We start from the raw sequence: 1,835 nt of genomic DNA on the forward strand, positions 1-1,835 counted from the left end.
AATATTGATAGCCCTTATCGGCAATATTACATCTGGCGGGATGGGGTGCCTGAAACCCCGCCTAATAATTGGTTGTCGAAATTTGGCGGCAATGCTTGGGCGTGGCATGAGGAGAGCAAACAATATTATTTGCACCTGTTTGCTGTCGAGCAGGCGGATCTAAACTGGGAACATGAGCCAGTACGGGCTGAGTTGAAAAAGATTTGTGAATTCTGGGCTGGCCTTGGCGTTGATGGCTTCCGGTTGGATGTCATCAATTTGGTTTCTAAGCAGCAGGATTTTCCTGAAGCAACTCAGGGCGATGGGCGTCAGTTCTACACCGATGGCCCACGTATTCATGAGTTTCTACAAGAAATGAACAGAGAAGTATTCCAGCCAGCCGGAGTAATGACGGTTGGGGAAATGTCTTCTACTTCATTGGAACATTGTCAGCGCTATTCTTCATTGGATGGTGAAGAGTTGTCGATGGTTTTTGCTTTTCATCACTTAAAAGTCGATTACCCCAATGGTGAAAAGTGGGTTGCAGCACCGCCCGATTTTATTGAATTGAAGAAAATTTTTGCCAAGTGGCAACAAGGCATGCATCAACAGGCATGGAATGCGCTGTTCTGGTGTAATCACGATCAGCCGCGTATTGTTTCACGCTTTGGCGGTGAAGGTGTTTGGCGGGTGCCGTCCGCTAAAATGTTGGCAATGGTACTACATGGTATGCAAGGAACCCCTTATATCTATCAAGGGGAAGAGTTGGGGATGACTAACCCTCATTTTTGCCAAATTGAAGCGTATCGAGATATAGAAAGTTTAAATATTTATCAAGAGAAGATTGAGCAGGGCAATGATAAGCAGCAAATCTTATCGGTCCTGGCAAAGAAATCTCGTGATAATGGGCGAACGCCGATGCAATGGGATGCGACTTCCAATGCTGGATTTACTCAAGGGGAACCGTGGATAGCGTTGAATAGTGATTATCAGGAAGTGAATGCTGAAAACGCTATGCAGGATGAGGATTCAGTTTTTCATTGTTATGCACGCTTAATCAAGCTGCGTAAGGCGTATCCTGTATTGACTTATGGCAGCTATGAAGATTTGTTGCCGTCTCACCCTTGGCTATGGTGTTATGTTCGCCGTTGGGAGAACCAAACATTGTTGGTTATTGCTAACCTCAGCGCGGAAGTGCAAGAGTGGTCGTTGGATGCTGCTTTATCCGATTGTTCATGGGTGAAATTGATGGGGAACTACCCTGAAAACCAATTGCCGACAAAAAATATGCAGTTACAGCCTTATGAAGCTGTTTATTGGTTAGCAGAGTAACAATGGTCTTTATTGTTAGTTAAATGAATCGCAGGGTAGACCGCACTTTTTGCGGCCTACCTAAATTACCATCTGGCAATGTTTATTTAGAATTCATTTGAATTAACGTTTCAATGCTTCTGATAATTCATCACGCATTTCAGCCAGAATATCTTTAACAACGCGTGGATTACCGGCAACAAGGTTGCCAGAATGAATATAATTATGACCGCCGACGAAATCAGTTACGATACCGCCAGATTCACGAACTAACAGCTCGCCACCCATAAAATCCCACGGTTTTAGGCCAATTTCAAAGTAACCATCTACCCGACCAGCCGCAACATAAGCCAGATCCAGTGCAGCCGAGCCGGTACGACGGAAATCAGCGCAACGAACAAATAATTTACCCAACGTATTAATAAAAACAGTGGAATGATGTTTTGCTTTGAATGGGAAACCTGTTGCCAGAATAGTGCCGTCCAAATCGCGGGCATTAGTGCCACGCAGGCGGTAGCCGTTCAATTGCGCCCCTTGACCGCGGG

2 protein-coding genes are annotated in these 1,835 nt (G+C 45.2%); one reads left to right on the top strand and one right to left on the bottom strand.

Features of this window, described 5'->3' with window-relative positions; all coding sequences use genetic code 11:
* The coding region (locus tag V2H77_RS00725) for an alpha,alpha-phosphotrehalase (protein WP_341497269.1) at positions 1-1,311 on the top strand (1,311 nt) is incomplete at its 5' end.
* A gap of 102 nt (positions 1,312-1,413) precedes the next feature.
* Here the strand turns inward: V2H77_RS00725 and V2H77_RS00730 are convergent.
* Positions 1,414-1,835 (bottom strand): inositol monophosphatase family protein (locus V2H77_RS00730; protein WP_341497270.1); only part of this gene is annotated, 422 nt, incomplete at its 5' end.

The organism is Photorhabdus sp. P32, from assembly GCF_038085095.1.
Lineage (GTDB): Bacteria > Pseudomonadota > Gammaproteobacteria > Enterobacterales > Enterobacteriaceae > Photorhabdus > Photorhabdus luminescens.